The 5,595-nt window shown below is 57.2% G+C and carries 9 protein-coding genes; 5 read left to right on the plus strand and 4 right to left on the minus strand.

The window, feature by feature from the left end:
- The first annotated feature begins 82 nt into the window (after positions 1-82).
- Positions 83-316 carry a hypothetical protein gene (locus ACP5VX_RS05930; protein ID WP_428724965.1) on the plus strand — a complete coding sequence of 78 codons (234 nt, stop codon included), beginning with the start codon at positions 83-85 and terminating at the stop codon, positions 314-316.
- Here the strand turns inward: ACP5VX_RS05930 and ACP5VX_RS05935 are convergent.
- On the minus strand, positions 302-589 hold the full coding sequence (locus ACP5VX_RS05935; protein WP_428724966.1) for a hypothetical protein: 288 nt from the start codon (positions 587-589) through the stop codon (positions 302-304). The two genes, ACP5VX_RS05930 and ACP5VX_RS05935, sit on opposite strands and share 15 nt — an antisense overlap.
- Before the next feature lie 101 nt (positions 590-690).
- On the opposite strand from ACP5VX_RS05935, the gene ACP5VX_RS05940 reads away from it, so the two are divergent.
- Both ACP5VX_RS05940 and ACP5VX_RS05945 read left to right on the plus strand, forming a co-directional pair.
- Positions 691-1,296: a transcriptional regulator gene (locus tag ACP5VX_RS05940; RefSeq protein WP_428724972.1), complete on the plus strand. Its 606-nt coding sequence runs from the start codon at positions 691-693 to the stop codon at positions 1,294-1,296.
- A gap of 65 nt (positions 1,297-1,361) precedes the next feature.
- Complete coding sequence (locus ACP5VX_RS05945; RefSeq protein WP_428724967.1) at positions 1,362-1,655, plus strand: hypothetical protein; 294 nt, start codon at positions 1,362-1,364, stop codon at positions 1,653-1,655.
- Positions 1,656-1,670: 15 nt separating this feature from the next.
- Here the strand turns inward: ACP5VX_RS05945 and ACP5VX_RS05950 are convergent, their stop codons facing one another.
- Positions 1,671-2,387, minus strand: coding sequence for a TatD family hydrolase (locus tag ACP5VX_RS05950; protein ID WP_428724968.1), 717 nt, complete (start codon positions 2,385-2,387; stop codon positions 1,671-1,673).
- Positions 2,384-2,995, minus strand: coding sequence for a hypothetical protein (locus ACP5VX_RS05955; protein WP_428724969.1), 612 nt, complete (start codon positions 2,993-2,995; stop codon positions 2,384-2,386). Before ACP5VX_RS05955 ends, ACP5VX_RS05950 begins: the two co-directional genes overlap by 4 nt.
- A gap of 94 nt (positions 2,996-3,089) precedes the next feature.
- Here ACP5VX_RS05955 and ACP5VX_RS05960 point away from each other — a divergent pair, with 94 nt between their 5' ends.
- Positions 3,090-3,785, plus strand: coding sequence for an HAD family hydrolase (locus ACP5VX_RS05960; protein ID WP_428724970.1), 696 nt, complete (start codon positions 3,090-3,092; stop codon positions 3,783-3,785).
- Here the strand turns inward: ACP5VX_RS05960 and ACP5VX_RS05965 are convergent.
- Positions 3,745-4,038 (minus strand): hypothetical protein, encoded by a 294-nt coding sequence (locus ACP5VX_RS05965; RefSeq protein WP_014737980.1) that lies wholly within the window; start codon positions 4,036-4,038, stop codon positions 3,745-3,747. The genes ACP5VX_RS05960 and ACP5VX_RS05965 overlap by 41 nt on opposite strands.
- 70 nt (positions 4,039-4,108) lie before the next feature.
- Here ACP5VX_RS05965 and ACP5VX_RS05970 point away from each other — a divergent pair, with 70 nt between their 5' ends.
- Positions 4,109-5,428 (plus strand): TIGR04013 family B12-binding domain/radical SAM domain-containing protein, encoded by a 1,320-nt coding sequence (locus tag ACP5VX_RS05970; RefSeq protein ID WP_428724971.1) that lies wholly within the window; start codon positions 4,109-4,111, stop codon positions 5,426-5,428.
- Positions 5,429-5,595: the final 167 nt, after the last annotated feature.

Consider the following 5,595-nt stretch of genomic DNA (forward strand, 5'->3'; position numbering starts at 1 on the left):
GCTCGTGTACGCGCTCGTCAACATAGTCCCCGGGCTTATTATAATGCTTAAGGCCTATACTGGTAAGAGAGGGAGGGTTTGATTGGCCGAGTTTGGGGAGAAGGCCGCCTCCGCCTACCTGTCTATCCACCTCGTGCCCTGCGACGCCAAGAGCGAGTGCCCCTTCTACAAGCTCGAGAAAGTAGAGGAGGACCAGTGCGTGGCTGTCTGTACTGTGACCGACAGAGTCCTGACCAGGTCCAGCGCTAGGAAGTGCCTCACCCTCTGGAGAGAGTGCCCCTTCTACAAGCTCGGCGTCGAGTCAAGCAGTGGCTAGGCCTGGCTCGCCTAACGGCGGAGTGGTTGGGGCGGTGACCCTACTGGCCACGACGAGCACCTCGACGAGCTCCCTAACGCTAGGCACGTCCGTTATGTTCAGCTCTCTCACGCCGTCGATCTCTAGCTTGACCCCCTTTAAGCCCTCTAACACGACCTCGTAGACCTCTACTCTGACACCGTAATCTCTCCTGGCGATCTCCACGGCGAAGTCGACTATGCTCTTGATCATCATGGACAACTCGTCGTTACCGTAGAATACGGTCAGGTCCATGCCGCGCACCCTTCCTGTAACTGGGCCGAAGTTTGCTTTTAACCGGTGTGAGAAAAAACTTAAAGCGGTGATTGACAGAAATAATCTCCTGTGGAGAAGAGGTGTACGCGTTGTCCGAGTTCGTTATCGACTTCTCAGACGTGCCCTTGAACCCCTTTGGGACGCGGGACGAGCAGAAGCTGGAGGCCGCACTGATAGTTGGGACGCTTTACAGCCCGGAAGTAGTCGAGCTGTTGAAAGACCCGGTCGAGAGGACGACGTGGATCGACAGCTTGGCCGTGGCGGCGGCTGCCTATGCTAAGTACAAGGCGGGGAAGCCGATAAGTAAGATCGCAGAGGAGGTCGGGAGGAGCGAGCACACGATCAGGGCCCACATACAGGGCAAGACCAAGGCGGGCAAGCTGATCATATCGACCTACGAGAAGCTCAAAGCCGGGACCCTGAGGGTCGTTGTGCCGTTCGTTTCTGGTGCACCCCAGGTCGAGGCGAAGACCAGCGAGCTCGAGAGAAAAGTCCAAGAGCTGGCCAGGGAGAGGGATGCTCTCCTCGCAAAGGTCTCGGAGCTCGAGAGAGAGGTCGAGAACCTCAGGAAACAGCTCGAGGCGTGCCGGGAGGAGAGCGGCAAGCTGAGCCGCGTAGTCGATGCCGTGAAAAGCCGGTTGCAGGCACTCGAGGAGATCAAGCAGCTAATCTCCGAGCTAGCGTGACGGCCCTTTAATACCGAGCTACACCCCTTTAAAGCGTCCCGACCACCAGTTTTAGAGAGGGTCTGATGGAGGAGGCCGTGCTACTCGTCCTGGACCTGGATGGCAGGTTACTAAACTTCGTCGCGGACATGAACACGCCGCGTGAAGTCGTAGAGTCGCTCTCCAAGCTCGGCTACGGGGCTTACAAGGCCCTCAACGGCCTCTCGGCCATTGTCGGTCTCGGCAACGTTCACAAGTTGAGCTTCGAGGTAGAGGGGCTCACGGTGACGGTAACGCAACAGGGAGGCAGAGTTATAGTCGTAGCACACAAGAGCACAAACGTGAAGACGGCCAGGCCCAGTGCCGTGGCGGAGGCCTAGACCACCCCCCTCTTTTTACCCGAACAGCCTGAGGTAGTTCGTGTAGAACAGGCTTGTCAGGTAATCCCTGCTAGCGCCCCTAGTATTTGCCAAGAAGTCTACTGTCTCGTTGATTAGGCGGGGGTTGAGCTTCAGCCCCTTGTACTCGTAGGGGGAGTCGCTCTCTGTTAGAGCCTTCTCTAGGTCGGCCACTTCGAGGACGCGCCTGTGCTTGTCCTGGATTTTGAAGGCGGGGTTCAGCCCTACGTAGTAGCCCTTCTCCTGGATCTCCTCCATTAGGTCGAGGGGCCCGGTGTACCAGTGGAAGTAGGCCTTCTCGATGTCGTTTCTCAACAGGAGCTCGTAGACCTCTCTCCAGGCTCTAGGCGTGTGGAGGTTTAGGACCAGGCCGTAATCTCTAGCTAGCGCCAGTAACTGCTTGAAGAAGTCCAGCTGACGCTCGAACGTCTCTGGTACAAACTGCCTGTCTAGTCCCACCTCACCAAGGCACTTGACCGTGTCCGCGCTCCTCTCCACCAGCTCTACTACACGCCTGTAGTCCTGCCTACCTATCTCCCAAGGGTGAAGGCCTATACACGGCTGCACCTCGATCTCCCCGCCCAGCTCGAGCGTCCTCAGGCTGGACTCGTAGTCGTCGCTGACGCATACCAGAACGTAGCCCTGCTCGACGAGTGTTCTCAGCTCGCCGACGTCCATCTCGTGGCAGTGGACGTGCATGTCCACGATCTTCATCTGAGCTCCACCCCATCGTCTCCCAGGCACTTAGCCTCGACTTCCCCTTTAACGACCCCGTCGATAACTTCCACGCTGATAAGCCTCCTCTCGACCGCGTTGAACAGGCAGGTGGACGCCCCGCCGGCAGTAACCGAAAGCATGTCGCGTATTTTGTCGAGGACTGCGTCATCTATGGACTGGTCCACCACAACAGCGTTGTCTAGCCTCCCACCCGCCTTCGAGCCCCCTTTGAGGAGGAATAATGGCCTCCCTCTCGCTAGAACCCTCAGTACGTTTACCAGATACCCGTCTACAACTGTGTCAGTCAAGTCCGAGCCCGTGGGAGTGACGATGTAGACTCCCTCCTCTACCTCTACTAGGCGCCCCTCGACGCTAATACAGTCGAGGTGGTCGCCCTCCGGGTGCCACACAGTGTACAGGCTACCGCCCCACGCGCCCACATTGAAACGTACGCCGTTACAGATGACCCTCTGTTTAGGGCTGTGCTTGAACACCACGGGGCCAGCACTCCTCGGCTTGACCCGGTAGACGCCGTCTTCTACGGTGACCTCGGCGTTCAGACACTCGAACCTGTCTCCAACCTCGCAGACAGCCGTATAGCTCATTTAAAAACCCCCTCGACACTCAACAATTCTAGATGATGAGTTTGCCGAATATATGATTAGGTGAATTGTCTCCCGAAGACTGACGTGACCCTCTATGACACGCTTCAGAATCCTGGTGTCGGACTACGACCTCACACTCGTGGACAGCCTTATGGACTTCTACCACGCCTTCGCGGAGGCGCTCCGATCGCTGGTTGGCACGAGCATCGACTTCGACGCCTTCTACAGGCACTTCGAGTCGGACAACTTGAACGACCTGTTACCAGAGCACGTCGACAAAAACGACTTCTGGAGGTTTTTCAGGGCTATATACTCGAGCCGGTTCACCTACCCCTACAGTTACACGAGCCAATTTCTCAGGATGGTGAAAAGCGCGGGCGCTAGAGTGGTGATCGTCACGGGGCGTTACACTCACTCGTCGAGTATCTGGGACGACCTGCGGAGGTTCGGGCTCGACGAGTACGTCGACGAAGTGTACACAGCCTACGACATACACCTCATGAGGGGCTCCGAGGAGTACGTGTTTGACAAGGCCTGGTTATTGAAGTGGATCACGAGCAAGCACGGCGCTCAGCCCTGCGAAGTGGTATACATAGGCGACTACACCTCGGACCTTAAGAGCGCGCTGAAAGCGGGCGTCAGGTTCATAGGCGTGGCCAGAGAAGATGGTAGGAGGAAGATCCTCGAAGAAAACGGGGCTAGGGCTTTCCGCGACCTGGTCGAGGTCTCGATCTTCCTCTTCTCAGACACTATACTGGGACTGCCCTGTAACGCCCGTCAGGCCCCGTGATCACGAGCCCGTTCTCCACTAAGTTTGAGAGAGCCCTCCTGATCTTGTCCTCGCTTGCGATCCCGCTTAAGACGAGGTGAACCTCTTTCAGGTTCAGCGGTTTCTCCAGTAGAAGGGCGAAGATTATGTCGGTCAACTGCTCCTCGTTAGGGGCAGTCATCAGCACAACGTCGTCATCCTCGTGGAGGATCTTGAGCCTGACTTTTCGGCTGAGTCTCTCTAGTTCGTCGGGTGTCAGCTCGATGTTGGCCATGAGAACCTCCTCGGGAAACTATTTATAAATTAATTAGAGGTGGTCTTGGGATAAGCTTTTTGGTGGTTTTTTGAGAATAGCTTTCGTTCTGTACCTGGACAGGTATACTAGGTACAGCGCCTACAGCGTGGCCGCTCTCCTAGACAGGTTGAAAGGGGTCTCAACATTCCTGGTGGAGAGCCGTGAGGCGGTATTCAGGGTTATAGACTATGTGTCGTCCAACTACACGAAGTGTGTTGTAGGGCTCAGCTTGCTGACCACGAGGCTCGTGGACGAGACCTTTAGGTCCACCGCGGCGTCGATCGTAGGGCTGGCCAAGAAGAGGGGCTGCGTTGCTGTGGCGGGCGGCCCCCACGCGTCGGGCGACCCGTTAGGCGTCCTGCTAAACCTTGGGTTCGACGTCGCCGTAGTAGGCGAGGGGGAGCCCGCAATAGAAGACCTCGTAGACTACTTCACGGGCGGTAGAGAGTTGAGCAGGGTGAGGAACGTGGTGTACAGAGACACAGACGGGGGTATCCGAGCCGGACCCCGCGCCGAGCCCGTCGAACTCGACGAATACCCCCCGTTCCCGTACTGGAGGCACTTGTACACCCCCATAGAGATAACAAGGGGGTGCTTCCACGGCTGCTGGTACTGCCAGGTCAGCTACACCCACGGTTTCAAGGTAAGACATAGGAGCGTAGGCAACGTAGTAGAGTACGCCAAGATTATGGTGGAGGACGGTGTTAGAGACGTCAGGTTCATTACGCCGGACGCGCTGTCGTACAACTTAACCAGCATGAACCAGAGGGTCGACGAGGACGCCATCGAGGAGCTCCTCGGCTCGCTGAGCACGGCCGTGAAAGCCAGGGGTGCCCGTATATTCTTCGGGAGTTTCCCGAGCGAAGTGAGACCCGAGCGCGTCACCGAGAGAGTAGCCAAGACCCTGAAGAAGTACGTGTCTAACAGGGAGATCATCGTGGGCGCCCAGTCGGGCAGCGACAGGGTCTTGGAGAAAATACACAGGGGGCACAGAGTTGAGGACGTGCTGAACGCTGTGAGCATACTCGTCAAAGAGGGGTTCAAGCCCAGCGTCGACTTCATATTCGGGCTACCCGTGGAGACGGAGGACGACATGGCCGAGTCCATTAGACTCGCGAAGAGGCTCGTGGAGATGGGGGCGAGGATACACCTACACTACTACCTCCCCCTACCGGGAACACCGCTGTTCCCCCGGCCCCCCGCGAAAATACCGGAGAGGATTAGAGCCGAGATAATGAGGCTCGTCGGGTCCGGTCAGGCCTACGGGGAGTTCCTGGAGCAAGAGAGGCTTTCTGCCAAGATAGTGGAGCTGGTGGGCAAGGGGTTCATACGCCCTACAACTAGGCGACCAGTGCTAGAGACCGGCTGAGGTGTCATCGGCTTCAAAACAGCGCCCGGTCTCGTCACAGCTCGGCTCCGCCATAGTCCCTCTACATCGCCTTCATGAATGATCACGGCTCACAAAGGTTAATAGGCTTGTGGGTGATAAAATGAAAGTGTGGGACGCAATGCCCCGCCTGGAGGATGTCATACGGA

The sequence above is a fragment of the Thermogladius sp. genome (genome assembly GCF_049970955.1).
In the GTDB taxonomy this organism is placed as follows: domain Archaea; phylum Thermoproteota; class Thermoprotei_A; order Sulfolobales; family Desulfurococcaceae; genus Thermogladius.